The 24,488-nt window shown below is 65.0% G+C and carries 24 protein-coding genes and 2 riboswitches; of the genes, 16 read left to right on the top strand and 8 right to left on the bottom strand.

Translation table 11 applies throughout. The annotated features are described in order from the left end of the window. The first annotated feature begins 27 nt into the window (after positions 1–27). The gene (locus A3M3_RS0118345; RefSeq protein WP_028267561.1) at positions 28–450 is read left to right on the top strand and encodes a heat shock protein transcriptional repressor HspR; all 423 of its coding nucleotides are present in this window, start codon (positions 28–30) and stop codon (positions 448–450) included. 4 nt (positions 451–454) lie between these two features. Here the strand turns inward: A3M3_RS0118345 and A3M3_RS0118340 are convergent, their stop codons facing one another. Then, positions 455–1,111 carry a CG0192-related protein gene (locus A3M3_RS0118340; RefSeq protein ID WP_028267560.1) on the bottom strand — a complete coding sequence of 219 codons (657 nt, stop codon included), beginning with the start codon at positions 1,109–1,111 and terminating at the stop codon, positions 455–457. 45 nt (positions 1,112–1,156) lie between these two features. Next, positions 1,157–4,579: a DEAD/DEAH box helicase gene (locus A3M3_RS0118335; RefSeq protein ID WP_028267559.1), complete on the bottom strand. Its 3,423-nt coding sequence runs from the start codon at positions 4,577–4,579 to the stop codon at positions 1,157–1,159. A 167-nt stretch (positions 4,580–4,746) separates the two neighbouring features. On the opposite strand from A3M3_RS0118335, the gene A3M3_RS0118330 reads away from it, so the two are divergent. Beyond that, positions 4,747–5,595, top strand: a complete 849-nt coding sequence (locus tag A3M3_RS0118330; RefSeq protein WP_028267558.1) for a DMP19 family protein — start codon at positions 4,747–4,749, stop codon at positions 5,593–5,595. Between the two features lie 177 nt (positions 5,596–5,772). Here A3M3_RS0118330 and A3M3_RS0118325 read toward each other — a convergent pair whose 3' ends face one another. Beyond that, complete coding sequence (locus A3M3_RS0118325) at positions 5,773–6,342, bottom strand: COG4315 family predicted lipoprotein (protein ID WP_028267557.1); 570 nt, start codon at positions 6,340–6,342, stop codon at positions 5,773–5,775. Positions 6,343–6,497: 155 nt separating this feature from the next. Between A3M3_RS0118325 and A3M3_RS0118320 the strand changes: the two genes are divergently transcribed. Both A3M3_RS0118320 and A3M3_RS0118315 read left to right on the top strand, forming a co-directional pair. After that, complete coding sequence (locus A3M3_RS0118320; protein WP_028267556.1) at positions 6,498–6,998, top strand: sigma-70 family RNA polymerase sigma factor; 501 nt, start codon at positions 6,498–6,500, stop codon at positions 6,996–6,998. Next, positions 6,995–7,738 carry an anti-sigma factor family protein gene (locus tag A3M3_RS0118315; RefSeq protein WP_028267555.1) on the top strand — a complete coding sequence of 248 codons (744 nt, stop codon included), beginning with the start codon at positions 6,995–6,997 and terminating at the stop codon, positions 7,736–7,738. The genes A3M3_RS0118320 and A3M3_RS0118315 overlap by 4 nt, the downstream gene beginning before the upstream one ends. Before the next feature lie 38 nt (positions 7,739–7,776). Here the strand turns inward: A3M3_RS0118315 and A3M3_RS25850 are convergent, their stop codons facing one another. The 3 genes from A3M3_RS25850 to trmB all read right to left on the bottom strand — a co-directional run bounded on the left by A3M3_RS25850 (position 7,777) and on the right by trmB (position 10,950). After that, on the bottom strand, positions 7,777–8,589 hold the full coding sequence (locus tag A3M3_RS25850) for a methylenetetrahydrofolate reductase (protein WP_081736939.1): 813 nt from the start codon (positions 8,587–8,589) through the stop codon (positions 7,777–7,779). 17 nt (positions 8,590–8,606) lie between these two features. Continuing rightward, positions 8,607–9,641, bottom strand: a complete 1,035-nt coding sequence (gene lipA / locus A3M3_RS0118305; protein WP_028267554.1) for a lipoyl synthase — start codon at positions 9,639–9,641, stop codon at positions 8,607–8,609. 49 nt (positions 9,642–9,690) lie between these two features. Next, positions 9,691–9,796: riboswitch (glycine riboswitch) on the bottom strand. A 1-nt stretch (position 9,797) separates the two neighbouring features. Then, a riboswitch (glycine riboswitch) is annotated at positions 9,798–9,895 on the bottom strand. Positions 9,896–10,014: 119 nt separating this feature from the next. Continuing rightward, positions 10,015–10,950 (bottom strand): tRNA (guanosine(46)-N7)-methyltransferase TrmB, encoded by a 936-nt coding sequence (gene trmB, locus A3M3_RS0118300; protein WP_028267553.1) that lies wholly within the window; start codon positions 10,948–10,950, stop codon positions 10,015–10,017. Positions 10,951–11,028: 78 nt separating this feature from the next. On the opposite strand from trmB, the gene A3M3_RS0118295 reads away from it, so the two are divergent. Next, entirely contained in the window at positions 11,029–12,315 is a 1,287-nt protein-coding gene (locus tag A3M3_RS0118295; RefSeq protein ID WP_051423376.1) for an MFS transporter, read from the top strand. 98 nt (positions 12,316–12,413) lie between these two features. Here A3M3_RS0118295 and A3M3_RS0118290 read toward each other — a convergent pair whose 3' ends face one another. Together A3M3_RS0118290 and A3M3_RS0118285 are read right to left on the bottom strand one after the other, a co-directional pair. Continuing rightward, positions 12,414–13,706, bottom strand: a complete 1,293-nt coding sequence (locus A3M3_RS0118290) for an MFS transporter (protein WP_028267551.1) — start codon at positions 13,704–13,706, stop codon at positions 12,414–12,416. Positions 13,707–13,734: 28 nt separating this feature from the next. Then, positions 13,735–14,955 (bottom strand): M20 metallopeptidase family protein, encoded by a 1,221-nt coding sequence (locus A3M3_RS0118285; protein ID WP_028267550.1) that lies wholly within the window; start codon positions 14,953–14,955, stop codon positions 13,735–13,737. A 143-nt stretch (positions 14,956–15,098) separates the two neighbouring features. Between A3M3_RS0118285 and A3M3_RS0118280 the strand changes: the two genes are divergently transcribed. The 11 genes from A3M3_RS0118280 to A3M3_RS27080 all read left to right on the top strand — a co-directional run bounded on the left by A3M3_RS0118280 (position 15,099) and on the right by A3M3_RS27080 (position 24,396). Beyond that, positions 15,099–16,136, top strand: a complete 1,038-nt coding sequence (locus A3M3_RS0118280) for an Lrp/AsnC family transcriptional regulator (protein ID WP_051423375.1) — start codon at positions 15,099–15,101, stop codon at positions 16,134–16,136. Positions 16,137–16,343: 207 nt separating this feature from the next. Then, positions 16,344–16,709 (top strand): hypothetical protein, encoded by a 366-nt coding sequence (locus A3M3_RS0118275; RefSeq protein WP_231497358.1) that lies wholly within the window; start codon positions 16,344–16,346, stop codon positions 16,707–16,709. Beyond that, positions 16,706–17,632 (top strand): V-type ATPase subunit, encoded by a 927-nt coding sequence (locus A3M3_RS0118270; RefSeq protein WP_028267547.1) that lies wholly within the window; start codon positions 16,706–16,708, stop codon positions 17,630–17,632. Before A3M3_RS0118275 ends, A3M3_RS0118270 begins: the two co-directional genes overlap by 4 nt. Before the next feature lie 19 nt (positions 17,633–17,651). Then, the gene (locus A3M3_RS25845) at positions 17,652–18,947 is read left to right on the top strand and encodes a V-type ATPase 116kDa subunit family protein (RefSeq protein ID WP_081736937.1); all 1,296 of its coding nucleotides are present in this window, start codon (positions 17,652–17,654) and stop codon (positions 18,945–18,947) included. Beyond that, positions 18,944–19,387, top strand: coding sequence for an ATP synthase subunit C (locus tag A3M3_RS0118260; protein ID WP_028267546.1), 444 nt, complete (start codon positions 18,944–18,946; stop codon positions 19,385–19,387). Before A3M3_RS25845 ends, A3M3_RS0118260 begins: the two co-directional genes overlap by 4 nt. Before the next feature lie 16 nt (positions 19,388–19,403). Next, positions 19,404–19,628: a V-type ATP synthase subunit F gene (locus A3M3_RS0118255; RefSeq protein ID WP_035743338.1), complete on the top strand. Its 225-nt coding sequence runs from the start codon at positions 19,404–19,406 to the stop codon at positions 19,626–19,628. Continuing rightward, positions 19,625–20,146, top strand: coding sequence for a hypothetical protein (locus A3M3_RS28600; protein WP_028267544.1), 522 nt, complete (start codon positions 19,625–19,627; stop codon positions 20,144–20,146). Before A3M3_RS0118255 ends, A3M3_RS28600 begins: the two co-directional genes overlap by 4 nt. 20 nt (positions 20,147–20,166) lie before the next feature. After that, on the top strand, positions 20,167–21,882 hold the full coding sequence (locus A3M3_RS0118245; protein WP_197023330.1) for a V-type ATP synthase subunit A: 1,716 nt from the start codon (positions 20,167–20,169) through the stop codon (positions 21,880–21,882). Then, complete coding sequence (locus tag A3M3_RS0118240; RefSeq protein WP_081736935.1) at positions 21,879–23,324, top strand: V-type ATP synthase subunit B; 1,446 nt, start codon at positions 21,879–21,881, stop codon at positions 23,322–23,324. The genes A3M3_RS0118245 and A3M3_RS0118240 overlap by 4 nt, the downstream gene beginning before the upstream one ends. Continuing rightward, positions 23,321–23,959, top strand: a complete 639-nt coding sequence (locus A3M3_RS0118235; protein WP_028267541.1) for a V-type ATP synthase subunit D — start codon at positions 23,321–23,323, stop codon at positions 23,957–23,959. The genes A3M3_RS0118240 and A3M3_RS0118235 overlap by 4 nt, the downstream gene beginning before the upstream one ends. Then, positions 23,956–24,396, top strand: a complete 441-nt coding sequence (locus tag A3M3_RS27080) for a universal stress protein (RefSeq protein ID WP_051423373.1) — start codon at positions 23,956–23,958, stop codon at positions 24,394–24,396. The genes A3M3_RS0118235 and A3M3_RS27080 overlap by 4 nt, the downstream gene beginning before the upstream one ends. Positions 24,397–24,488: the final 92 nt, after the last annotated feature.

Genomic DNA, 24,488 nt, shown 5'->3' with positions numbered 1-24,488 from the left:
GGAGCAGCACACGGGAGGGACCTAGTCATGGGCATCGATACCAACGAGCCGATCTTCGTCATCTCCGTCGCGGCCGAACTGGCTGACATGCACCCGCAGACCCTGCGCCAATACGACCGCCTCGGCATCGTGTCGCCGAGCCGTGCCCCGGGCAAGTCCCGGCGCTACTCCCAGCGCGATATCGACCGCTTGCGTGAGGTCCAGCGGCTCTCCCAGGAGGGCGTTTCCCTCGAGGGCATCAAGCGCATCCTCGAGCTCGAAAACCAAGTGGCAGCGCTGCAATTCCGCGTGGCGGAGCTGAACCAGGAACTAGAACGCCGGCGGAGCCCCATGGAGGCCCGCATTTTTGCGGCCGGAGCAGCGGGCGACGTCGTCAGCCTGGCCCGCGGGCAGCGACCGCGGGCGCGGTCCCAAGCAGTGGTGGTGTGGAAGCCGCGTCAGGTGGAGTAGTCCACTAAGCCGGTAACAGGGATGCCAGAACGACGGGGCTGCTTTGATCTGCCCACGTACCGCTCAATGTTTCGTTGCCGTTGAGAGGCCCGCGCTGGGCCCCTGGATTCTGGGCCCCTGGATCCAGAACGCGGTGCACCAGGACCGTGAGTTTACCGGCGTCGATGCTGGTGATGCCGTCTTCGGTTCTCGGGACTGCCGGACTCAGGACCGGGACGTCGGTGCCGGTTGCTCCACTGCCCTGGACCTTGACGGAGCTGGTGCGGGGCTCCAAGGCGCCGTCCACCTCCACAAACTGTTTGGCTTCCTGTTGGCCCGTGAGGATGGCGGTTGCCAGGGCCGTGACGTAAACGGGATCGGCGCAAGCGTCGTACACCCACCTCCTGCCCAATACGGAGTGTTCCATGGTGCCCAGCAGCGAGTCTCCCGCACCGGCCAATTCCGAACCGCGGTAGCTCAGCGGAATCTGGTAGACCTTGCCGCCGTGGGAGAGCAGATGGGTTTCAAGTCCGACTTCGCCGTCCGGATCCTCGAACCTGTAGGCGCCGAGGAGCTCGGGCTGCGCGGAACCATCCTTGGTGAACCACGGTTGGTGGGGCAAGTACTTTTCGATGAGTTCCAGTTTGCTCGGACGCAGGGTTGCTCGATGGATAATAGCCATGCCGTCCAGCCTAAGCCACCTCGAAGCAGTTGCTTCAGGCACCCCCTACTCCGCGAACAAGCCCGCCAGGTCCTCCGCCGTCAGGGCACCACCAGTCAAGGCATCACCTTCCATGACGTCCGCGAACAATTGCGACTTCTTGGCCTTGAGCGCCATGACCTTTTCCTCGATGGTGTCCTTGGCCACGAGGCGGTAGACCATGACGTTTCTGGCTTGTCCGATCCTGTGGGTGCGGTCCACGGCTTGTGCCTCCGAGGCCGGGTTCCACCACGGATCCAGGAGGAACACGTAGTCGGCCTCGGTCAGGTTCAGGCCGAAGCCTCCGGCCTTCAAGGAAATGAGGAACAAAGGTGCCGCGCCGTTCTTGAATTCGCTGACGACGTCGGCCCGGTTCCGGGTGCTGCCATCGAGGTAGCAGAACTCGGTACCCTCTTCCTCAAGACGCTGGCGGACCTTGCCCAGGAATCCCGTGAACTGGCTGAAAATGAGTGCCCTGTGCCCTTCGGCAACAATGTCTTCGAGCTGCTCGAACAGCACATCCAGCTTGGACGAACGCACCGCGGACAGGGACTCATCCACCAGTGAGACATCCAAGCTGAGCTGCCGCAAAAGCGTGAGCGATTGGAAGATGGTGAAGCGGTTTTTATTGACGTCGTCAATGAGTCCCAGGATCTTCTGCCGTTCACGTTGCAAGTGCGTTTGGTAAACCTTCTGATGCCGCGGATTGAGCACCACTTCGAGCACTTGCTCCTGCTTGGGCGGCAGGTCCTTGATGACTTGCTCTTTGGTGCGGCGCATCATGAGGGGACGGACCCGACGTCGGAGCTTGGCGAGCTGGGCCTTGTCGCCGTTCTTTTCGACCGGCTTCTGGTAGTACTCCGCGAAGCGCCGTGGGCTCGAGAACAGCCCGGGGGCCACGATCGAGGTCAACGCCCAGAACTCCATGAGGTTGTTCTCCAAGGGCGTTCCCGTGATGGCCAGCTTGAAGGATGCCGGGAGTTTCCGGGCGCATTGGTAGGCCTTGGACTGGTGGTTCTTTACGAACTGGGCCTCGTCCAGCATCAGTCCGGCCCATTCCTTGGCGGCGTAAGCCTCGTAGTCGATCCGGAACAAGGCATAGGAGGTGATGACGACGTCGGCCTCCGCCATCGCTTCGAGCGGATCCGCGCCGCTCTTGGCAAAAGTCTCGCCAATGGTCCGCACGGCCAACCCGGGAGCGAAGCGCTGCACCTCGGCCGCCCAGTTTCCCACGACACTGGTGGGTGCGACTACCAAAAAGGGGGCGTGCGCGGCGTGTCCGGAGCCAGCGCCACCGGCATTTGAAACAGCCTCCTTCGCGGCGCACATCAAGGCAATTGCCTGCACCGTCTTGCCGAGGCCCATGTCGTCTGCCAGGACCCCGCCCAGGCTGTGCCGGTACAGGAAACTCAGCCAGTTGAAGCCCTCCAGCTGGTACGGGCGGAGCTCGGCGTTAAGCGAGCCCGGCAGCGGCAGACCGGTCACGCCGTCGTCGAGCAAGCCGCCTACGGCCTCGCGCCATGCGGCCGCTTGCTCATCCACGATTCCCAATTGCGCGAGCTCGTCCCAGAGGCCGGCCTGGAAACGGCTGATCTGCAAGGTGCCGTGCCGGTCCGGGTTGTCCTGCAGAGACCGCGCTTCGTCAATGAGCGCGCGGAGCTGGTGTAGCTCGGGCAGGTCCAGGGAGAAGTAGGCGCCGCTGGGCAGCAACATGCGGCTCTGACCTGCCGCGAGGGCAGAAAACACGGCAGCAAAGGACACCGGTTCGCCCTCGAGGGTGATGACGATCCCGAGATCGAACCAGTCGCGGCTGTCCGTGGCCTTGGTGGAAATGGAGACCACGGGAGCTTCGGTGGCTTCGCGGTAATCGGCGATGTCGCCGGAGGTCTCCACCACGACGTCGGCCAGCTCGCGGAGCCGGGGGAGGACCTCTTCGGTGAAGGCCAGGGTATCCAGCCCGTCGAGTTCCACCGAGTCGGCAAGTCGCGGAGCTCCCCATCCGCCGCTGGACGATTCGCCGAGGGCCGCGACCACGTCCCAAGGCCGGCCCAGGGTCTCCAGGATCCGGGCTTCCTCGGCGTCGTCGCGGTAGCCGTGATCGTCAGGGTACCGCCAGAGGGGTTGGGCCGTCACGAGCTTGCCGGCCTTGTAGTGCCATTCCCAGTGCAACCGGACCCGGTGGTCGGCGCCGTAGTTCGCCAGCAGGGACAGCGTCGGCACAGCGAGGACCGGCAACTCCACTGAATGGTCCGCTGCCGTGACTCGGGTGGACTGCTTAAGCTTCGGATAGAACGCCGTGAGGAATCGCTCTTCGTCCTTCGCCGGGATCTGGAGCCGGGACGCGCTCATGACGAAGTCCAGCAGTTCCTGAGACTCGCCGCCCGCCAAGGGGGCCAAGGTGATGAGGTTCCCGGGGGCCGGAACACCGGGCAGCGGACCCTCGTCGGGGCCGGTGAAGAACAAGCCATGCGCCGGGCGGCCGATCAAGCCCAAGGCGGCCGGATCGAGGGCGTCCCCGCCCAGGGTCACTGACGGCGCCAGCTGGAGTCCGTCGTCGGGCTGGCCGCTGTTTGAAGGGCCGCTGCCCAAGCGGCTGAGGTCAAGCCCGACGACGGCGGCCTCCGCGGCGATGCGGACCGGCTCGGTCCCGCCGGAGTGGATGAGCGATACCCCGATTTTCGAGGCCTCGGCCAGCAGGCTCCACAGGTTCTTGCCGGCAAATTCGTTGAGCAGCATCCACATGCTTGACGTGAGCTGCCGGTAGTCCGTGGTGGAATGCGCGGCGAGGAAGTTCTGCATCCACTCGATGTGGGCTTCGTTGAACTCGCGCTTGTAGCCGAGGTAGTTCAAGTTGGTCCAGGAGACATCGCCGCGGATCCACTTGCCTTTGGCGCCCATCATCACGGGGCGGGCCTTGAGTTGGCGCACGCTCCGGAGGGGATCCCGGCGGCCGGTGTAGGAGAAGTGCGCAGCCGGTTCTTCCACCTCGAAGGCCAGCGCCAGGGGCAGGCCTTGGCCCTGCGGGGTGGTTCCCGGAGTGGCGATGAGCTTGCTGAGGGTCTGCTCCCAGGCGGGCCGTTGCACGATTCCGCCGTGCTGGGCCGTCTGTCCGACTGCAGGAGCGCTGAGTAACTGCGCCCGCACTGTGGGAAGGTCTTCGGCGGCGAAGAGCAGGGCAGCAACATGTTTGCAGTCCTTGCGGACCGGACAGCTGCACACTCCGACGGTGCAACTCCAGCCACCGGGTTTACGGACCAGTTTGGCCGAGGTCGAATACGGTGACGGGCCGCTGCCCCGGACCTTCCCCATCATCAAGCCGGTGGAGGAGTCGAAGGTGACGCTGCTGACCCGGCTGCCCATGGCATAGGCGAGTCCGGCCGCCAAAGAGCGGTCGTTGATGGCGGGTGTCTGAATCGCCAGTTCCCAAGAGTCGTCTGAGCGGGAAGGCATTCGTTGGGGCTACTTTCGGCAGGAGGCTATCTATGAATCCTAGCCAGCCGAGAGCCGCGCTGAAACTTTGCCGGACGTTCACCTCGGCCTAGCCTGCCCGGCTGCCGCCCCCGCGTACGTTGAAAGGGTCCGGAGCAGCACAAGCTTCTTAGCAGTGAGGAAATCCCATGACTAGCAATGAGAACCCCGTCATTCTGACGAAGGACAGCATCGACGCCGCCGACGCAGACGTTGTGGACGCGAACGTCACCGTGGTCAACGAGATGTACGAGGAGCTCCTCAACCATGAGGAAATCGCCACCAACGCGCTGCGCAGCTACTTTGTGGACTACTACCTGACCCAAGCACTCGCAGGCGGCTTCGCCCAGTACGTGTTCACTGTCCCGGAGCGCGAAGAGGTGGACGTGTTCGTCCGCGAAGGACTCGAAGGAATGGGCGCAACCGGCCACCTTGAGCTGTTCAACCGCACCGCCGCAGCCTTCGATTCCCTCTCCGAGGACGACGTCGAAACTTACTTGGACGGCGACCTTGACGAATCCGAGGAGGCGCCGGAAGCCGTGGCCGAACTCGAGGCCCTCGACGGCGAATTCGAGTCGCTCCTGGAAACCGAGGACATCATTGCCCTCAACGCGGCCTGGCTCCGCGGCCAGGACGGCGTGCTCTACCTGGACGAGGAGCAGCTCAAGGCTCACATCGCCGAGCGCGTGGCCCTCATTCCCAACCTCGCAGAGCGCCAGGCCGAGGCGGCCGAGGCCGAACTCGAGAACGCCCCTGAATTCGAGCTCATCATCCGTGAATTGTGCGACGTTGCAGGCTACACGCTGGAAAAGATCACCATGGGTGATCCCAACTACGAACACGACGGCGGGACCATCCTCGCCTGGCACTTCACCACCGACCAGGGCAAATTCATCATGATCGAGGAGGACGAGGAAGCTTTCATGATCCACCCCGAGACAAAGGAAATCATCGCCGCTGTCGAGTTCGAAGACGCCGACGAGTTCGAAGACGCCTGAGACGCTCCTTCACCTTTAGGCCTCCCCGGGCAAACGCTCCTTCACCTTTAGCGCTCCCCGGGCAAACGCTCCTTCACCTTTAGGCCTCCCCGGGCAAACGCTCCTTCAGATCTGCCGGCCGGTCCGGAAACATCTGAAGGAGCGTTTGCCCTTTGGTGTGGAAAAGTGAGGGAGGATTCAGTAGCCCATGCTGCTGCTCGGGGTCACCATGGAGCCGGACGGGCCGATCAAGGACCAGACACCGCCCACGCCCTGTCCCTTGATGTCGCCGGGAGCCTTGTCCTGGCCGAAGAAGTAGAGCGGCATGCCGTTAAGGGTGATCTGCATCTTGCCGTCTGCCGTGGGGATAGTACCGAGGGTTCCGGTCACGTCCTCAGCCGCAGGCTTGCTCGAGGTCGTCGTCACGGCTGGCCACGAAGCGGCGCAACCGCCGGTGCAGGCACTCTTCCCGGAGTCCTTGACGTCCTTGGTGAAGACATACACGCTCATTCCGTTCGCAGCTACCACGATCTGGCCGGCGCTCGACGTCGCGGTCTCCAGGTCATAGGCGGCGGCGGAAGCGCCCGACGACGGTGCCGGGCTCATCGCCGTCGGGCTCGGAGCGCTTGAACTCGATGCTGCGGGGCTGGATGCAGTAGGACTGGCGGCGCTTGTGGACGTGGAGGACGCGCCGGGGCTTCCTCCGCAGGCAGCGAGGGCGATGGCCAGAGCAAGGACGCCGAGACCGGTGCTGAGTTGTTTCTTCATGGGGTGCTCTCCTTTGCTGCGCCGGCCATGGACGTGCCGGGAACTAACCCCTACGACGCCGCGGGGTGAAGAATGGTTCACGGGACTGAACCTTTTTCGTGGCGGGCACGTCGTATCGCAGGAGAAGGGGAAGCCGAAGCACACAGGAGGCATCGATGCCGCTCGACGAGGACGTCGTGGCCGCGATTTATCGCGACCACGGGACCGCCTTGCGCCGCTTCGTGCTGAGTTGTACGCCCGACGCGCACTTGGCTGAGGACGTGGTGCAGGAAACCATCCTCCGCGTGTGGCAACACGCCCCGCAGATCACCGGGAGCCTGCGCAGCTACCTTTTCCGTACAGCCCGAAACGTCATCATCGACAACTACCGCAAGGCCCAGCGGCGCCCGGCCGAAGCCTCCGAACGCGACATGGCGGATCCGGAAGAAGCCACCGAACGCGTAGACGAGCTCCTCAACAGGGTCCTCATGGAAGAAGCGCTCCTGCGGCTCAGCACCGAACACCGGGAGGTCCTGGTAGCACTGCATTACGAACGTTTCACGGTCAACGAAGCCGCACTCAGGCTCAACATCCCCAGCGGAACCGTGAAGTCGCGGGCCTTCTACGCCGTCAGGGCGCTTCGCACGATTCTGGATGAAATGGGGGTGCAGCGGTGAACGGGACGGAACGTCACCAATTGCTGGGCGCCTACCTGCTCGGCGGCTTGGAGCCTGCCGAAGCCCAAGCCTTCGAGGCGCACCTGGAAGCCTGCACGGATTGCAGGCGCGAGCTGGCGGAGCTGGAGAGCCTCCCGGCGCTCCTCGACGCCGTCCCCGTGCCCGACGCCGTCGCGCTCGCCGCCGGGCGCAGCGCCCTCGAGCCCCCTGCCGCGGCGCAATCCGCTGCGCAGCCCTCCTGGTCGACATCGGCCCCCTCCGACGCTCGCTCACTTTTGGGGGCCTTTTCCGAAACGCTCCCGCAGCCGATCGTCCTGAAAATGGCCGCGCGACGCCGGAAATCCCGACGTCGGTGGACCGCCCTGGTGGGGGCCGTGGCCGCGGCGTGTCTTGGTCTGGGGATCCTCGGAGGTCCGGTGCTGAACCAGCCACCCAAGCCTGACGCCAGCTACTCCGTGCATACCGGCAACGGCTTGGACCTCACAGTGGGGCTCGTCAGGAAATCGTGGGGAACCGAGTTGCAGTTGGAAGGCCGCAGCATGCCGTTGCAAGGCACGATGTACCTGTGGGTCAAGGGCCGCGATGGTACGGAGGAGATGGCGTGCGGTTGGACCGCGACGTCCAACGGACACATCAAAGTGACGGGGGCGACTCCGGTCCAGCTCGCCGGGATCTCGGGTGTGGAACTCCGTGACGATGCCCAAAAGACGGTCGCCGTCATTTCGGTCCCGGGAAGCTAGGGGTCCCGGGACCTGCTCGGCTGGCGGCTCCCGGTCGGCTACGCGGGCGCTGCTCCGCTGGCAGCAGGATCGGGCAGATCGCCTCGCTCCCAAACGGGCATGTCCAGTCGGTTGAAGCTGTAGAGATGGATTCCCGAGACACCTTCAGGGTGCGCCATGAGCTCGGAAACCAGGCTCCCCGGTGAGTACCTGTCCCCGCTCAACAGCTTGCGGGCAAGAGTTCCTTTGCTGCTGAGGAACTTCAGGGAGGTCCCGACGCCGATTTGGGTTGCCAGAGCCAGCAGTTTGGTTCGCGGAACGGCTCCGGGCACCCCTGCCCAGACCGGTAGTTTCACGCCTTCGCGACGCAAGAGTGCTGCGTAGTCGAGGATCTTCGGGGCAGAAAAGCACATCTGCGTGACCACGTGAGTGGCCAAGTGTTGTTTGGTCAACAAGGCTTCCAGCAGGTCCAGCCCGCTCACTGAAGGGTGGCCCTCCGGGTAGCCGGCAATGCCCGCTGTGATCCTGCCGCCGGAGTGTTCCGCGATGTCTTCCAGCAGGGGGAGGGAGGACGCATAAGGGCCGGCGCCTTGCTGTCCGTCTCCGCCGATGGCAAAGACCTCAGTGATCCCGGCAGCCTCGCAGTCCCGGAGGATGCCTGAAAGCTGAGCCCGGTCCACCAGCCGCCGTGCCGCGAGGTGCGGAATCACGTTGTAGCCGAGCAAACCGAGCCGGACCGCTGTCGCCATGGTCTGTGCGATCCCGTGATGGGGCAAGCACGTAATGGTCAGCGTTGTGGAAAGCGGCACCTCGGCCTGGACTTTCTCGACGATTCCGTCTGAGGGAATGATTTCAATCCGCGTGGGGAACATGCTGGGGTCCTTACGGATCAGGCCGTAGCATGGTGTGCGAGGAGGGTGCGGGCTTCCTGGCGGGTGGTGCCGGAGTCTTGGATGCCTTCGGCGATGTGGGCAATGTGCTCTAAGTGCACCGGGATCTCGCGGCCTTTCTTGCGCATCGCGGTGGCCCAGAGGCGGCCGGCGCGGTAGGAGGAGCGGACCAGGGGGCCGGACATGACGCCGAGGAAGCCGATTTCCTCGGCTTCGGTGGCGAGGTCGACGAATTCCTGGGGCTTGACCCAGCGGTCCACGGGCAGGTGCCGTTCGGAGGGGCGCAGGTATTGGGTGATGGTGATCAGGTCGCAGCCCGCGGCGTGCAGATCGGTCAGGGCTTCGGAGATTTCTTCGCGGGTTTCGCCCATGCCCAGGATCAGGTTGGATTTGGTGACCATGCCCCGGGCCCGGCCCTGGGTGATGACGTCCAGGGAGCGGTCGTAGCGGAACGCGGGGCGGATGCGCTTGAAGATCCGGGGCACGGTTTCGACGTTGTGCGCGAAGACCTCCGGGTTTGAGTCGCAGATCGCGTTGATGTGTTCGGGTTTGCCGGAGAAGTCCGGGATGAGCAGTTCGACGCCGGTGCCGGGGTTCAGTTCGTGGATCTTGCGGACGGTTTCGGCGTAGAGCCAGACGCCTTCGTCGGGGAGGTCATCGCGGGCCACGCCGGTCACGGTGGCGTAGCGCAGGGCCATGGACTGGACGGAGCGGGCGACCTTGGTGGGTTCGAACATGTCCACCGGTGAGGGTTTGCCGGTGTCGATCTGGCAGAAGTCGCAGCGGCGGGTGCATTCGGAGCCGCCGATCAGGAAGGTCGCTTCCTTGTCTTCCCAGCATTCGAAGATGTTAGGGCAGCCGGCTTCCTCGCAGACGGTGTGCAGGCCTTCCTTTTTCACGAGGTTCTTCAGGCCCACGAATTCCGGGCCCATCTGGACCTTGGCCTTGATCCATTCGGGCTTGCGTTCGACCGGGACGGCTTTATTGCGCTGTTCAACGCGCAGCAGCTTACGGCCTTCAGGTGCCAGGGTCATGAGGAACTCCATAATTCAGGTGGCGCGGACGCACCACGATGATTCGGTCCCTCCCCGCTCTGTATTGGACCTGAGAGATTCCGCGTCCGCTGCTTTCGCAGCCGCCCGCTTGCACCGTCGGTGAGTCCGGTTGCCCGGCCTGCTTTCCAGAGTTGCCTTGCCGCGGCGGTACGTGGGCCTGAGAGATTCCTGGGGAGGATTTGCTCCTACGGCGCCTGCTGAACGTACCGGCAGGACTCTCCCGCCGCAGATCATAAGCACGTGCCACCCTTCGGTGACACGTCTCACATGGTATCCGGTGCCCGGACGGCACGCAATGAGGCGGACGGCGGGTGACCGGACTGCGTGCTCGCGACTAGCCCGCATCGTGTGACTAGATCTTGCGGTAGCTGAGGTCGAAGATCATGCGTCCGGCCTCGTGGGCCTTGTTTTCGAAGCTGGTACGGATCCGGCCGTCGAAACGCGGAGCCCATCCACCCACATGATCCACACCCTCATTGGGGCCCGTATGTTCGGTGCTGACAGGTGCGCGGCCTTCCTTGACGGGGGCCCCTCCCACCATGGATTCGACGCCGGATTCCCACACCTGGGTGAGGGGGCTTTCCGCGCCGGTCCGCTCGCCGTCGTGCAGGTTCTCAAACTCAGTGGAGCCGGCGAGGACTTCGCGGACGTGAATGGCATAGTTGGACCAGTCGGTGGCGATCCGCCACAGGCCACCCTTTTTAAGGGACCGTGCCGCGAGTTCGGCGAACGCCGGTTGGATGAGGCGGCGTTTATGGTGCCGGGACTTGTGCCACGGATCCGGGAAAAAGACCCACAGCTCGCTGACCGAGCCCTCCGGGAGCATGGTGGCCAGGACCTCCGGGGCGTTGGCTTCGACCACCCGCACGTTGCTGAGGCCACGGCTGTTGATCTTGATCATGGTGTTGGCCAGTCCGGGGGTGTAGACCTCCACGGCGAGGAAATCCTTGTCCGGATTTTCCTCGGCTGCATGGCACACGGCGTCGCCGAGTCCCGAGCCGATTTCGACGATCAGCGGCGCTTTGCGTCCGAACTCCGCTTCGGCGTCGAACACGTAATCCGGGTGCACCGAGGTGTTGGCGACATGCCGTGGAACTTGGATGGCCCAGCGGTCCGAGTGCTCTTCCCACGCGGCCTGGCGGCGGCCCTGAAGCCGCGTCCCGCGGCGCACAAAACTGACCGGCCGGCCGCCATAGGTGCCGAAGGAGGCTTGGGTGCCAGGGGTCACAGGGCGCGGGGACTGCGGTGTTTCGTGGGAAGTTTCGGGGGAATCTGGGGTTTCACTCATCCACTCCAGAATACCGTCGCCGGGGCAAGGGCCGGCGGGCGGAACCTGCGTATGTGGACAAACTGCCAGAATGGGGTAGTGACCCCTGCTTCAAGCGCCCCCAAGAACACCAGTCAGCACTTCGGCGTCGCCGAGATCCTCGTCGACGCCGAGATTGACGATCTTCCCGCCGCCGAACCCACCCGGGTCACAGCGCGCCGCGGACCGGTCTTCCTGGGCATCTGCCTTGTGCTCATCGGGCTGAACTTGCGGACGGTGTTTTCGAGCTTCTCCGCCGTCCTTCCGGAAGTCACTGCCGACGCCGGACTGCCGGGCTGGGCCGTGGTGGTCCTCACTACCGTGCCGGTGACTTTGTTGGGGGTCTTCGCGCCGTTGGCTCCAATCCTGGCCCGCCGTTTCGGTGCCGAGAGGGTCTTGCTCGGTGCGATGGCCGTGCTGACCGCCGGGCTGCTCCTGCGTCCAGTGGACCTCGCCGGACTCGGGCATTTGCCGGCCCTGCTCGCGGGAACGGCCGCGTGCGGTGCTGCGATTTCCTTGTGCAACGTGTTGCTCCCCGGGGTGGTCAAACGCGATTTCCCGCACCGGCTGGGGCTCATGGGCGGCCTGTATACGACGGCGATCTGCGCTTCCGCCGCGTTGGGCGCCGGTTTCACCTACCCCGTCTTCACGGCAGCCGGGCACTGGACCTCGGCGCTGTGGTTCTGGGCGCTGCCCGCCGTCGTCGTACTTTTGCTTTTCCTGCCGCTGGCGATCCGCCAGCGTCCCGTCCGGCACAACGCGGCCGACGGCGGTGCGAACGTCTGGCGTTCCGCCGTCGCCTGGCAGGTCACCGTCTTCATGGTGTTGCAGGCGATGATGTCCTTCAGCGTGTTTGCCTGGTTGGCGCCGATTCTGCGCGAACGCGGGATCGACGGCGGAACGGCCGGCCTGATTGTGTCCGTGTCGATCGTGCTGCAGATGCTGGGATCATTCATTGCCCCGGGGCTCGCGGCCCGGTTCAAGGATCAACGCGTCATCAACACTGTCGTGGCACTCATGACCGGTGGCGGCTTCGCCCTAAGCATCTTCGGCCCGACGGAACTGATCTGGGTGTGGACCGGTCTGTTGGGTCTGGGGCAGGGGAGTCTCACTGCGGTGGCGCTGACCATGATCATGCTGCGCACCCGCGATTCCCACACCGCAGCGCACCTTTCCGGGATGATGCAGGGCGTCGGTTACGGCCTGGGCTCCACTGGGACGCTGATGGTCGGCCAATTGCACCAAGCGACGGGTGGGTTCGCCGCGGCCGGCATCCTGTTCCTCGTGGTGGGATCCTTGGCGGCCTTCTTCGGCTTTCGCGCCGGGCGGAACCGCTACGTCGGCTAGCCCAACTGACTCGCAGTTGTTGTCGTTCTCAGCGCTCAGAACGACGTTAACTGCGAGCTAGTTGGGTCCGGGTCCGGGCCCGGGTCCGGGGACGGGAGTTACTGGGTGAGGTCCTTGCCTTTGGTTTCCGGGATCATGAAGGCGAACGCGATCCCGATCACCAGCAGGATCACGGCGTAGACGTTGAACATGTTCGCCTGGCCGATGCTGCCAAGCCAGGTCTGCAGGTACGGAGCAGTCCCGCCGAAGACCGCTACGCAGATGGAGTACGGGACGCCGACACCCACGGTGCGGATCTTGGTCGGGAACAGCTCGGCGTACACGGCCGGGACAATCGCAGCGCTGCCGGCGATGAAGAACAACATCACGGACATCGATACGGCCAGCTGCCAGGGGGAGTCCTTCAAGAGCCACGTCATCGGGAAGTGCAGCAACGCCGCACCTGCGGAGCTGACGATCAGGACTGGCTTGCGGCCGATACGGTCGGACAGCTTGCCCCAGAACGGCAGCGAAGCGATGAATGCAATATTTCCGATGACGCCCGCCCACAGGGCTGCTCCGCGGTCCATCTTGAGGGTGGATGCCGCATAGCTCGGCGCCACGACGCCCCAGATGTAGTAGACAACGGTGAGACCGACGGTCAGGCCGATCACTTGCAGGGCCTGCTTGCGGTACTTGACGATTTGCGGCCACATGGGCTCGCGCTTTTCCTTCGGCGCTTCGGCTTCGAATGCCTCGGTTTCCTTCATCTTGGCCCGCATGACCAAGGCGTAGATACCCAAGGCGCCGCCCACCAGGAACGGAACGCGCCAGCCCCAGGCGTTCATGTCGGCTTTGCTCAGCACTCCGGTGAGGATAGCGCCGAGCAGGGTTCCGGCGAGGATGCCGGCTGTGCCGGAGGTGTAGATGAGGGTGGCCCAGAAGCCGCGCTTTTCCTTGGGTGCCATCTCGGACAGATACGTTTGCGACGACGGCAGCTCGCCACCGTGGGCGAGCCCCTGGATGAGGCGGGCCACGAGGAGCATGACGGAAGCGAAGGCGCCGACGGCTTGGAAGGTGGGCGCGATGCCGATCAGGAGGCTGCCGACAGCTGCGAGGCCGACGGCGAAGGTCATGGACGTCTTGCGGCCGATCCTGTCGCCGATCCAGCCGAAGACGAAGCCGCCGAACGGTCGGGCGACGAATCCGACGGCGAAGATCGCCAGGGTGGAGAGGACCGCGGATGTGGGGTCGGCGCTGCTGAAGAGGGCGCTGGCAATGAAGGGCGAGAACGTGGCGTAGATAGCCCAGTCGTACCATTCGACGGCGTTGCCGATGCCGGTGCCGATGAGGGTCCGCAGATGGGACTTGTGTATCTGAACGGTGGCTGAAGCGCCTACGGTAGCGGTCATGTCTTGCTCCAAGTAAAGGTGGGGAGGGTCAATTGCCGGCGGCGAGGGTGGCGATGCGGGAGAGAGCGAGCTCGGCGTAGAGTGCCGCGCCGTCGGCCAGGACGCCGTCGTCGAAGGTGGCATAGGGGGAGTGATTGAACGGTGAGGTGGCGTGGTCCACGCCTCGTGGCACTGCGCTGAGGCCCACGAAGGTTCCGGGTACTTCGGCCAGGACGCGGGAGAAATCTTCCGAGCCGCTGAGAGGCGTGGCCCAGCGGGAGAGCCTGGAATCGCCGAACATGCCCGAGATGACGTTCTCGGCCGTGTGCGTCTCGTCCTCGTCGGTAACAGTCATGGGGTATTCGCTGCGGTAATCGACGTCCACCTCGAGTCCGTGGGCGGCGGCGATGCCCTTGAGGAGCTGCGGAATCGAGGTCATCATCCGCTCGCGGGAGGCTTCCGAGAAGGTACGGATGGTTGCTTCGAAACGGGCAGATTCCGGAATGACGTTCCGCTTGGTGCCGGCTTGCAGCACACCTACGGTCAGAACTACGGGATCGAACATGTTGAACTGCCGCGTGATCATGACCTGCAGTGCCGTGACCATTTCGGCGGCCGCCGTGACGGGGTCCTTGGCCGCATGCGGTGCCGAACCGTGGCCGCCGGCCCCCAGGATCGTCACGAAGAGACCATCCGAGGCGCTCATCATCACGCCCGGCTTGGTGCAGAACTGGCCATACGGTTCCAAGGACGAGAAGACGTGCATGCCATAGGCAGCGTCCACGCGCCGGCCCGCGGCGTCCAGGACACCTTCCCGGATCATGTGGCCAGCGCCGTCGAAGCCTTCTTCGCCCGGCTGGAACATGAGGACGACGTCGCCGGCTAGCTGGTGGCGACGTTCGGCCAGGAGGGTTGCGGCTCCGGCGAGCATGGCGGTGTGGAGGTCGTGGCCGCAGGCGTGCATCGCGCCGTCGATCTTCGAGGAGAACTCGACGCCGGTGCGCTCCTGGACCGGGAGCCCGTCCATGTCGGCGCGCAGCAGCACCACGGGCTTGTCCGCCGAGGCGTAAGGGGCGCCCCCGCGCAAGACTGCGGTGACCGACGTCGTGCTCTCACCGAGGGTGATGTCGTAGGGAAGTCCGTCGAGCGCCTTGAGTACCTTTTCCTGGGTGCGTGGGAGGTCCAAGCCGATTTCCGGTTCCTGGTGAAGCTCGTGACGGAACCGGGCGATTTCTCCCTGCATCTCTTGGGCGTCTGCGGCGATCGACATCTGCTCTCCTGTTTCCTGAACGATTGGTAAGTATCCATAGCCATTGTGGAGTGATTCGACTCACAATCTTCCAAAGCCATGGAAAAATTCAGAAGCATGCCAGAATTAACAGGATCCACGCATCACCTAGGAGAGGATCGCTGATGGAACTCAGTGAAGAGGACCTCCGCCTGATCAATGCCCTCCAGATCTCGCCGCGGATCAGTTGGTCCGATGCCGCCGACGTCCTGAACGTCCATGCCACCACCTTGGCCGCGCGTTGGGACCGTCTTCGCGAGTCCGGAGCCGCATGGACAACCGCACACCTCATGGGCCATCCCAAGAACGCATGCCTGGCCCTCCTGGACGTCGACTGCGAAATGCACTTCAGGCCCGAAGTCACGGCTGCCCTCGCAGCAATTCCCGAGATCATCACGGTCGAGGAGGCCGCCAGCAACCGGGACCTGATGCTCACGGTCATCACCCGGGACCTCGGCGAGTTCAGCAGCCGGCTCTTGCCGCAACTGAAGGAAATCCGGGGCCTCACCAAGTACCGGACCTCGCTCTGCACCCGGATCCACACGAGCGGCTACGCATGGCGGCTCAACGTGCTGAGCCGGGCCGAGCAGCAAGCGCTGCGCGCCCTCGCCGGGCCGGAAGCGGCCAATCCGTACGCCCCCGAGCAGATCGTCATCCCGCTGCCGGAGAGCCATCTGGCACTCCTTCCCTTCCTCGCCCGGGATGGAAGAGCCTCTGCCGCGGAGATCGCCCGCGCCCTGGGGCGACACCCTGCCACCGTGCAGCGGCAGCTCGGCCGGGTGCTCGCGAGCCGAATGCTGTCCTTCCGGTGCGAAATTGCCCAGCAATTCTCCGGGTACCCCATCACGTGCCAATGGTTCGCGAATGTTCCGGCCGGCCAACACGAATTTGCAGCGGCCGAACTGCGGACCATCAGGAACATCAGGTTCACGGCCTCCACCACCGGGAGCACCAACTTTGTGATCATCATGTGGCTGCGTTCGCTGGCCGAGGTCATGGAAATGGAACTCGCCATCCAACAGCGCATCCCTAGGATTGAACTGGTTGAAAGCGTCGTCATGTTAAGCACGGCCAAGCGGGTCGGCTGGATGCTGAACCCGGACTCGACGGCGACTGGCGCCGTCGTGCCGACGACTGCCGGTGAGTTGCTCCCCGTGATCTAGGGCGGACGACGGCGGGGCCCGCGGCTTGGGGGGAGCGAGCCATGGATTTGCTCATGTGGACGGATCCTTCCACGGCTCGTCAGACGGGAAACCGCAGGCCTAGACTGTGGCTCTGAGGACGTTTCCGAGATGGGTGCCATGGCGCGATTGAGTTTTCTTGACAGATTCAGGCCAGTCGGCACTCCGGGGCCCGCTGGCCCCGCCGGCGTGCCGTCCGCTGATGCCCAGGGGCCGGCCGCGGAATTGGGACCCGTATTCGCCGCATTGGCCGGCGACGTCGCATCGTGCGCGGCACTTGTTGAGGAAGCACGCAAGAGTGCGGAACAGGACGTGCTCGGGGCCCGCCGGCAAGCGGCTGCGATTTTGTCCCAGGCGCGGCTCGAGGCCGGTGCCGAGCGAGCCAACGCCGCCGCGCGGACCGGACGGTCAGCATCGGAGAGGGACGCGCAGCTTCTGGAACAGGCTCGACATGAGGCCGCGGCCGTGGAAGAGACCGGCCTGGCACTCATTCCAGGCGTCGTTACCCAGGTCATAGACAGCCTGTTGGCTCCGCAAGGCGCTGGAGACGAATGAAGGCCGACTGGGTGGCTGCGTCTGTGCGTTCCCGAGCCATGGCGGAGCGCCGCGTTGGTGCCGGCAGCAGCCGGGAAATGGCTGCCCAACCGACCTTGGACCATGCCTTGGCATTGCTTCAGGAGTCAAGCTACGCGGAACGGCTCAGGGGAAATCCAGGACTTCCGGCAGCTGAACGTGCCATCCACGAGTCGGTTCTCTGGCAACTGCGGGTCCTCGCCGGGTGGCTTCCAGCGTCGGGCACCTCGCTTGCGCGAGCCGCCGCGGGAATTTTTGAAATCGAAAACGTCATGGCTTTGGCCCGCCGGCTTGCTGGCGGGGCAGAGTCACCGGAGCCCTATCACTTGGGAGCCCTTGCGACCGCTTGGCCCCGCCTGCAGTCGGCCGGATCCAGCGAAGAATTGGCCGCGGCCTTGCACGCATCAGCCTGGGGGGACGTCGGTGTTGCGCGTCCAGGCGACCTTAAGGATGCTTTGACTGTTGCATGGGCGCGGCGATTGGCGGCCGTGGCGCCCGCCGCACGGCCGTGGTGTGGCGCGGCATGCGTCCTCGTGGCAGCCAGGATCCTGACTGTCGACGGTGCGACGCCACCGGCCCCCGTCCTTCGCTTATTGGGGCCGGTCATCGGCCGGTCGTGGCAAGACGCCAAAGGGCTCGCCGAGTTCTCGTCGGCGCTCCCGCCGGGACTGCGGAACGTGGTCGTTGGTATCGAGTCACCAACAGATTTGTGGCGCGCCGAGGCCCGGGCGCGTGTCGCGGTGGAGCGGGACGCTTTCCAGTTGCTTCGTCGTCCGATGCCCGGACCCGACGTCGTGCTAGGCGCCATCGCGGTGCTGTTCACCGATGCGTGGCGGATCCGTGCCGCGCTGACTGCCGCAGCGGCGGGCGCCGGATCGAGCGAGGTGCTCGATGAGGCGGCGTGAGTCAGCGGCCCCTGTGCGGATGGCACGGGTAGCGTTGCTGGCACCGGAGCGGAATCGGCGACGTGTGCTCGTCGAACTTGCCCGCCTGGGCATGGTCGAGTTGGACCTTCCGTACGTGCCGGGCAACGGCGCTGAGGAACTGGACAAGGCATCGGCCGCTGCCATCGTCTCCGGGCCGCTGGCGGGTCTCGTGGGCTGGGTGCCCCGGCGAGACATTCCGGACCTATCGGCAGCCCTGGGTCCGCTAGGGGCTGCGGTAGTTCCGTTGCCCCAGCCACAGTGGATCCAACCGCCCACAATGCTCGGTGGTCAGGGCCAAGCCCGCGCTTCCCGGACACTGGTGGACACCTACGGGACCGTTCCGTATGCCGACGTGGATCCTTCGCGCCTTGCAGGTATTGCCTACGTCCTGATGTTCGGGATGATGTTCGGCGATGTGGGACACGGAGCGATTCTCTTGGCCGCCGGTCTCCTGTTACGTGGTGGCCGCATCAAGAAGCTGGCCAAACTGCAAAGGGCGTGGCTTTTCGTGAGTGGAGCAGGTCTGGCTGCCATGCTCTTCGGAGCGCTCTACGGGGAGGCGTTCGGCCCTACAGGCCTGGTGCCGGTCCTGTGGTTGGAACCGCTTTCGAATCCGGTTCCGCTCCTGGTGGCCGGATTGGGCGTCGGAGCGTTCCTGCTTGCCGGCGCCTACGCCATCGGCACCATCAACCGCGTCAGGGAAGGCGGTTGGGGATTTGCCCTGTACGCCCGCTCCGGCGTCGCGGGTTCCCTGCTGTTCCTTGCAATCGGGCTGCTCGTTTGGGGCCTCGGCACGGGTACAGGGCTGCTGACCGCGGCGGCAGTCCTTCTCGCGCTCGGCTCGCTGGTCATTATCTTCATAGGCCTCTTTGTTGAGGCCGGAGGAGGTGCCGCCGCGATCTTCCAGGCCGTCGTCGAACTCGTTGATACGGTCATCCGCTTGGGCTCGAACCTTGTTTCTTTCGCCCGCCTTGCCGCTTTCGGATTGACCCACGCCGCGCTGCTGATGGTGGTCTGGAACGGCACGACGGCGTTATGGGCGCCGGATTGGCGCGCTGCTGCGGCGATCCTCCTGTTCCTCGTGGGCAATGTGGTGACCTTCGCGCTTGAAGCGCTCGTAGCCGGAATCCAGGCTTTGCGCCTCGAATACTACGAACTGTTTTCACGAATTTTCCAGTCCGAGGGCCGCCGGTTCAGACCATGGTCACCGGAACTGGCGCCCACGCCGACAGATGCGGCCACCGCTCTCCCAGTCATCCCCCTTGGCACCCCGGCTGAAAGGCAACTACCGTGAACCTCTGGTTCGGCACCGTTCCTGTTTTCCTCATCGCTGCAACGGGGGCCATCCTGCTCCTCAGGCGCTGGCGAAAGCCCGCGTTCAAAATCCTGGCGGCCCTCAACATCGCGGTGATGGCAGGATCGTTGGCGCTGCTGGCGGGGGCGCTGACCGCAGCGCCGGCAGCCGCCTCCGGGGGCGTGGCTCCAGCGCTTGCCGCGGCAGCCACCGATTCGCCACCCGGGGCCGGCGGCTCCGCGCTGATCGCAGCGGCCATCGCCGTCGCCGGTTCCTCGATTGGTGCCGCATTCGCCGTTGCCTATACCGGATCTGCCGCCCTCGCGGCGATGAGTGAACGTCCGGAAATCTTCGGCCGGGCGATGGTTGTGGTCGGGCTGGCGGAAGGGATCGCGATCTATGGCCTCATCATCGCCATCATCCTCATCGGCAAGGCCTGAGCAGGTGGTTGGAACGATGTCCCACACCATTGCCGCGATCGGTGAACAGGCCCTGCTGGACGGATTCCTGCTTGCGGGGGTCAGCGTCTTCGCAGGCTCCACCGATGAAGAATTCCGCCATGCGTGGAGGGCGCTGCCCGAGGGAACTGCGGTGGTGGTGCTCACGCCCGCCGCGGCGCGCTCACTGGACCAGCTCCTGGCTGATCCCCGCTCGCCCATGAGCGTGGTGCTTCCCTCGTGACCAGGTTGGGCCCGGAATCCGAAAGCGCCCTGCAACCAGTGCGGAAGGCGCTGCGCGCTGCGGCCGAGGAACTGGCCTCCGGGATCCGCGGCGATGCTGCCAGGGAGGCCGCCGGCCTCTTGGATGCCGCGCGCGCCGAAGCTGCAGGCATCCTCGCAGCGGCGGCCAAAGAGGGCGAGTCTGCGGCTCGCTTGGAGGCGGCAATGCGTTCAGCGCGGGTGCGCCGCCAGGCACACGAACTTGTCTTGGCACAGCGGAATTCCCTCCGCGTGGAACTCCATCGCCGGGTACGGGAAGCTGCGGCGGGACTCACCTCCGATTCCCGGTACGCGGAGATGATGATCCGGCTCACGGCGCAATGCAAGGAGCTACTCGGCCCGGATGCGAGCGTATCCGAGAGCCCTGAAGGCGGTGTCATCGCCCAGGCAGGGTCACGCCGACTGGACCTTTCCCTTCCGGTGCTGGCCGAGATGGCTCTGGACTCCATGCCCGGGGCGCGTGAGCTGTGGAACCGGTAGCGGCACGGAAGGACGGCACCGTGGTGCACGTCAGCGGACCCCTCGTCGAGATCGAGGGAGTTGATGGGTTGTCCATGCTTGAACTGATCGCCGTCGGCCCCCGCCGCATCAGCGCCGAAACCGTGGCCATAACCGGGACCCGGGCAACCCTGCAGGCCTATGAATACACCGGTGGCCTTAAAGCCGGCGACGTTGCTGCCCCGACCGGCGGCGAACTTTCCGGACTGATGGGGCCCGGTTTGCTCGGGCAGGTGTTCGACGGGCTCATGCGGCCGCTTTCCTCGGCACCGATGTGGCTGACGCCCGAACGGTCGGGATCCGCGGAAGACCCGACGTCGTTGGCCCGCGAGTGGACCTTCCAACCGGAGGCGGTACCCGGGACGAGTGTCTCCTCCGGCGATGTCTTGGGCACTGTGCCGGATTCGGGGTCGGTGGTACACCGGGTTCTGGTTCCGGCGGGCGTATCGGGCAAGCTCGGCTGGCTGGCTCCAAAGAGCACAGTTCACCTGTTCGACACCGTAGCCGTGGTGGGCGACCACGAGGTGACCCTTGCCGAACGCTGTCCGGTGCGCCGCCCGCGGCCGTTCAGGACCAGGCACACAAGCACGGAGCCCCTGCATACGGGCCAGAGAGTCCTTGACCTGATGTTTCCGGTGGCGCGGGGAACGGCTGCGGCGGTTCCGGGCGGATTCGGGACCGGCAAGACCATGATGCTGCAGCAGATAGCGAAGTGGAGCGACGCCGACGTCATTGTCTACGTGGGCTGCGGGGAGCGCGGCAACGAAATGGCTGATGTCCTGGACGGACTCTCGCAGCTTGAGGACGGACGGACGGGGGGAAAGCTGATTGACCGTACCGTCATTATCGCCAATACCTCGAATATGCCCATGATGGCGCGGGAGGCAAGCATCTTCAGCGGGATCACGGTTGCCGAATATTACCGGGACATGGGTTATGACGTCGTCGTGATCGCGGATTCGACCTCCCGCTGGGCAGAGGCCTTGCGCGAATTCGCCAACCGGAACGGTGACCTACCCGCCGAGGAGGGTTACCCGGCGAATCTCGCATCGGAACTGGCCTCCTTCTACGAGCGGGCCGGCACTGTGACGACGCTCGGCGGGAAGACAGCCTCCGTGACGGTGATCGGGGCTGTTTCCCCGCCCGGGGGCGACATGACGGAGCCGGTCACCACGGACTCCCAGCGGTTTGTCCGGTCCTTGTGGATGTTGGACCGGGATCTGGCCTACTCAAGGCACTATCCCGCCGTGAGCTGGACAAGCTCCTTCGCCCGCGACGCGGAAGCCCTCGGCACCTGGCATGAGGCCAACGGGCAATCCGGTTGGGCGGCCCGTCGGGCTCGCGCAGCCACCCTGCTGGCCCAGGCGGACCAGCTCGCCGAACTGGCGGAGATCATCGGGACCTCCTCGCTGCCAGGCCACGAACGGATGGTGCTGCTAGGTGGTCGCCTGTTGCGTGACGGCGTGCTGATGCAAAACGCGCTTAGCGCCAATGACGGGTTCTGTTCCCCGGAAAAAGGCGCCGCATTACTCGACCTCGTGCTCGACGTCGTCGATGCTTGCCAGAGGCTTGTGGAACGGGGGGTTGCTGCCACCACGATCGAGCGAGCCGATCTCGGACTGGTTCTTCGGGCACGTGAAGAAACGGGGCCCGCGGACGCGGCGGCTGTCAAAGCCCGCAGCGGTGAGATGCTGAAGGCATTGGAGGCCTTGCAATGACCCATTCACAAGCCGCGGAGCCCCGCGAAGCCGGCCCGTTGCCGCTACCCCCGGCCTTCGCCGCGCAGATCTCCCACGGCGATGTTCGGGAGCTCCGTGGACCACTGCTCATCGCAGGCGGGATAGAAGGAGTCGGCTGGGATGAATTCGCCACGATCGACATGGACGGCGGTGAGCGCCGGCACGGCCTGGTTCTCGAAGTGGACCAGGACCTCGCCACTTTGCAGGTACTTGAAAGCACCGACGGCATGTCGCTGGGCGGCATTAGGATCCGTTTCGAGGGACGTCCCTTGCACATCGAAGTGGGAACCGAATGGCTGGGACGTGTCTGCAATGGTCGCGGTGAACCGCTCGACGGCGGGCCCCCCGTTTCGGGGACGGCAACGCTTCCTGTCAGCGGTTGGCCGCTGAACCCCGTCTACCGGGAACCCCCGCAAGAACCTGTCTTGACCGGCATTTCCGTCATCGATGGATTGACCACCCTGGTCAGGGGACAAAAACTCCCCATCTTCTCCGTGCCCGGTCTTGCGCACTTGACGCTGGCTACCCAGATTGCAGCCCAAGCGACCTCGAGCGGTCAGTCCTTCCGGGTGGTGTTCGCCGCGATGGGCCTGACCCACGCTGATATCGCATACGTCAGGGACCGCCTCGAAGGACGATCTGCCGAGGGAGAATTGGTGCTCCTCCTCAATGCGGCCGACGATCCGGTCATTGAACGGATACTCACACCGCGGATCGCCCTCACCATTGCCGAACACCTTGCATATACCGAGGGCCACGACGTTCTCGTGATCATGTCAGACATGACCAGTTATGCCGAGGCGGTCCGTGAGGTTTCTGCTGCGCGACGGGAAATTCCGGCGCGACGGGCCTACCCCGGTTACTTGTACAGCGACCTTGCCACCCTTTATGAGCGCTGTGGGCGGGTCAAAGGCCACGATGGCTCCGTCACGATCGTCCCAGTGCTGACGATGCCGGGCGGCGACATGACCCACCCGGTTCCGGACCTGACCGGCTACATCACCGAGGGACAAATTGTCCTTGCTCCCGAAATAGCATCCCGTGGCATCTACCCGCCAGTCGACGTCCTGTCCTCCCTGTCGCGGCTGATGCGCAGCGGTGCTGGTAAAGACCGGACACGCGAAGACCACCTCGACGTTGCCGCCCAGGTTCTTGCTGCCATGGCGCGTGCACGGCAAGCCACCGAATTGGCCGAGCTGGTCGGTGCGGCGGCGCTGAGTGAAACCGACCGCAGTTACATCGAGTTCCAGACTCTGGTGGAGAACGGCCTCTTCAAGCAGGGCCGCGACGAAATCCGTACCTTGGACGATACGTTGGCACGGGCCTGGGCTGCGTTGGCTGCGCTACCGGAACAAGAGCTGACAATGGTGTCCACCGATTTCCTGAAGCGCTACTTGCCCCACCGGGATGGCAATCCATGAGTGGCACGGGACGGGCAGCGAAGGTCCGGATCGAGCGGCGGCTGGTCACAGCCCGCCACGGCGCACGCCTGCTGGACCGGAAACAGCACATTTTGGCGGACGAGCTGGAACGGTTCCAGCTGCGCGAAGAACTGAGCCGTACGGAGTGGGAAGCGCTGGCAAGGGAAGCTGCGCTTTGGCTGCGCCGCTCTGCCGCTCTGGACGGAACCGGGCAGATCGAGGCGGCTGCACCGTCGGAAGCCGCCGAGGTCCAGATGCGGTGGGCCAGCGCCATGGGTGTGCCGTACCCCGAAGATCCGGAGTGTCGGCTCCCGGCGGCGCCAGGAGCGGGCGGAAGCTCGGCACTCTCCTACGCCGCCGTCGTTCATCGCAAGGCACTTGAAGCCGGCGTTCGCTTTGCCGCCGTCCAGCGTGCGGAAATGCTGCTGACCGCGGAACTCGCTGCGACCAGAATCCGGCAGCGTGCAGTTGAGAACCGCTGGATTCCGAAATTGGAAAACGAATTGCTGGCCATCCGGCGTCAGCTCGACGCGCAGGAACTTGAAGAAAGCCTGCGCCTGCGCTGGGCGGCGGACCGGTCGGCGGCGAACCGGGGACGACCCGTGCCGGATTCCGATGCGGGAGGGGGCTCATGAGCGACGTGATCCTGGTGGCTGTGAATGACTCACGGGCAGCCTTCCGGGCCGCCGAAGTGGCGGTTGATTATGCCCGTCGGCTCAACGCGAGCCTGAGGGTCCTGACCGTCCAGGATGCGAGGGCGCTGGAGAGGCATCCCGGCAGCATCGATCCCTCCGCCATGGCGAGAAGTTCCGACCTCGCTGCCGACGCGGCCCTCCGGCATGTCGCCGCGCTCGCAACCGCGGCAGGAGTGGAGGTCTCACTCGCCCATCGCTCGGGCCGGGTCGCAGCCGAAATTCTCGCCGAGGCCCGCGACGTCGGGGCGGCCCTGATAGTAGTTGCCCTTGTGGACCGTCCGGGCAGCGCAACACCATACATCGGAAGCCATACCCTGCGGGTTTTGGAGTTCTCGGGCGTCCCCGTGTTGGTGGTGCCGTTGCGCGGAGCATCCTGAGGACGGTCTCGGCCCGCAAGCATGTTCGGGAACCTCCCCGTTGACCGTTGACGTGGGCGGTGCGCACTGGCTCCGTGGCCCCAACCCGTCCG

The sequence above is a fragment of the Arthrobacter sp. MA-N2 genome (assembly GCF_000517125.1).
GTDB lineage: Bacteria > Actinomycetota > Actinomycetes > Actinomycetales > Micrococcaceae > Arthrobacter > Arthrobacter methylotrophus.
The sequence above is the reverse complement of the archived record's forward strand: the minus strand, read 5'-3'. Positions and strand labels throughout refer to the sequence as shown.

Excerpts from the sequence above, each read along its gene's own strand:
- A3M3_RS0118280 (WP_051423375.1), top strand. The coding sequence starts at position 15,099 with ATGGAACTCAGTGAAGAGGACCTCCGCCTGATCAATGCCCTCCAGATC.
- A3M3_RS0118330 (WP_028267558.1), top strand. The coding sequence starts at position 4,747 with ATGACTAGCAATGAGAACCCCGTCATTCTGACGAAGGACAGCATCGAC.
- A3M3_RS0118325 (WP_028267557.1), bottom strand. The coding sequence starts at position 6,342 with ATGAAGAAACAACTCAGCACCGGTCTCGGCGTCCTTGCTCTGGCCATC.
- A3M3_RS25845 (WP_081736937.1), top strand. The coding sequence starts at position 17,652 with ATGGCACGGGTAGCGTTGCTGGCACCGGAGCGGAATCGGCGACGTGTG.
- A3M3_RS0118290 (WP_028267551.1), bottom strand. The coding sequence starts at position 13,706 with ATGACCGCTACCGTAGGCGCTTCAGCCACCGTTCAGATACACAAGTCC.
- trmB (WP_028267553.1), bottom strand. The coding sequence starts at position 10,950 with ATGAGTGAAACCCCAGATTCCCCCGAAACTTCCCACGAAACACCGCAG.
- lipA (WP_028267554.1), bottom strand. The coding sequence starts at position 9,641 with ATGACCCTGGCACCTGAAGGCCGTAAGCTGCTGCGCGTTGAACAGCGC.
- A3M3_RS0118240 (WP_081736935.1), top strand. The coding sequence starts at position 21,879 with ATGACCCATTCACAAGCCGCGGAGCCCCGCGAAGCCGGCCCGTTGCCG.
- A3M3_RS0118340 (WP_028267560.1), bottom strand. The coding sequence starts at position 1,111 with ATGGCTATTATCCATCGAGCAACCCTGCGTCCGAGCAAACTGGAACTC.
- A3M3_RS0118235 (WP_028267541.1), top strand. The coding sequence starts at position 23,321 with ATGAGTGGCACGGGACGGGCAGCGAAGGTCCGGATCGAGCGGCGGCTG.
- A3M3_RS0118285 (WP_028267550.1), bottom strand. The coding sequence starts at position 14,955 with ATGTCGATCGCCGCAGACGCCCAAGAGATGCAGGGAGAAATCGCCCGG.
- A3M3_RS27080 (WP_051423373.1), top strand. The coding sequence starts at position 23,956 with ATGAGCGACGTGATCCTGGTGGCTGTGAATGACTCACGGGCAGCCTTC.
- A3M3_RS0118335 (WP_028267559.1), bottom strand. The coding sequence starts at position 4,579 with ATGCCTTCCCGCTCAGACGACTCTTGGGAACTGGCGATTCAGACACCC.
- A3M3_RS25850 (WP_081736939.1), bottom strand. The coding sequence starts at position 8,589 with ATGTTCCCCACGCGGATTGAAATCATTCCCTCAGACGGAATCGTCGAG.
- A3M3_RS0118270 (WP_028267547.1), top strand. The coding sequence starts at position 16,706 with ATGAAGGCCGACTGGGTGGCTGCGTCTGTGCGTTCCCGAGCCATGGCG.
- A3M3_RS0118345 (WP_028267561.1), top strand. The coding sequence starts at position 28 with ATGGGCATCGATACCAACGAGCCGATCTTCGTCATCTCCGTCGCGGCC.
- A3M3_RS0118255 (WP_035743338.1), top strand. The coding sequence starts at position 19,404 with ATGTCCCACACCATTGCCGCGATCGGTGAACAGGCCCTGCTGGACGGA.
- A3M3_RS0118320 (WP_028267556.1), top strand. The coding sequence starts at position 6,498 with ATGCCGCTCGACGAGGACGTCGTGGCCGCGATTTATCGCGACCACGGG.